Origin of the sequence: Actinospica acidithermotolerans, assembly GCF_018139625.1 — a bacterium.
Lineage (GTDB): Bacteria > Actinomycetota > Actinomycetes > Streptomycetales > Catenulisporaceae > Actinospica > Actinospica acidithermotolerans.
In genome coordinates this window covers 1-1,371 of record NZ_JAGSOH010000273.1, presented here as the reverse complement: position 1 = coordinate 1,371, position 1,371 = coordinate 1, and the positions used below count along the sequence as shown (strand labels likewise).

Genomic DNA, 1,371 nt, shown 5'->3' with positions numbered 1-1,371 from the left:
GCCCCGCCTGGGACTACGAGCTCGTCGAGGGCCGCTACGCCCCCGTCGACGACCCGCGCCCCATCCCCGACTTCGCCGGCCCGCGCTCGTCCGTCTCGTCCCCCTGCCAGACCGACTGATCCCCCGCATCGAGCCGACCGTCCCTCGGCGCGCCCGGCAGGTCGCGCCGAGGGACGAAGGTCCGGCCCAGCAGCGGAGTCCCGGCGAGCGCGAGGACACCGAGCACGATCCACAGCGCGTCCCTCGCCCCGAGCCAGGTGCCCAGCGCACCGCCGAAAAGGGCGCCGAACGGGCCCACCCCGAATGTCAAGAACCGCATGGTCCCGGTGACCCGCCCGAGCATGCCGGGCAGGCAATAGGACTGCCGGAACGTGGCCAGGATGATGCTGCCCACCGTCACGCCGCTCGCCGCGATCAACGTCCCCACCACGTAGAGCGCGAGCCCGGCACCGTGCCCCGCCAACGGAATCAGCAACGCGAACGGCAGCGCCCCGACCGTGGCGAGCAGCAGCCCCCGCGCACTCCCGACCCGGGCGACTACCGGCCGCGCCACGGACGCCCCGAGCAGCCCGCCGAGCCCGGGCAGGGCCGCGAGCAAGCCCGTCACCGCCGCCGACGCCCCGACCACGCGGACGAGGAAGACGACGACCAGCGCGGCAAGCCCGTCGAGCGCGAAGTTCGCCAGCCCGACGAAGATCGTCAGCGGCCGAAGATACGGATCGCCGAACACGAAGGCCATGCCATCGGCCACATCCCGCCGCAACGTCGAACTCCGCCGCACCCGGGGCCCTTTCGGAGGCGGCAACTCGGCTTCCGGAGGCCGCGACTCGGTTTCTGGAGACCGCGACTCGGCTTCTGGAGGCCGCGACTCAGGAGACCCGATCGCCATGAGGCAGAACGCCGACACCAGGAAGCTGACAGCGTTGAACGCCAGCGACGCCGTCGCCCCGACGCCCTGAGCCGCCACCCCCGCCAACCCGCGTCCGCCGAGGGCCGCCGCCGAGGAGCTGGCCTGCAGCTTCGCGTTCCCCTCGGCGAGCTCGTCGGCCGTGACCAGCGACGGCAGATTCACCTGGTACGCCGTGCTGAACACGACAGCCGCCGCGCCCGCCAGGAGTTGAACGACGAGCAACTGCCCGATGCCCAGCACCCCGAACGCGTACGCCGCAGGCACACTCGCATACAGCGCGGCCGACGCGACGTCGCACGCGATCATCAACGGCCGAGGACGCAGCCGATCCACCCACGCGCCGGCGGCCAAACCGATGAGCAGCCACGGCAGATATCCGGCCGCGGCCAAGGCACCGACCTCGAACGTCGTGGCGTGCAGATACAAGACCGCCAGCAGCGGCACCCCGATCAGCGCCATGG

At 72.3% G+C, this 1,371-nt stretch carries 1 protein-coding gene; it reads right to left on the bottom strand.

Annotated features, from left to right (window positions below):
* Positions 1-34: 34 nt before the first annotated feature.
* On the bottom strand, positions 35-1,371 hold a 1,337-nt coding region (locus tag KDK95_RS34625; RefSeq protein ID WP_212522584.1), incomplete at its 5' end, for an MFS transporter.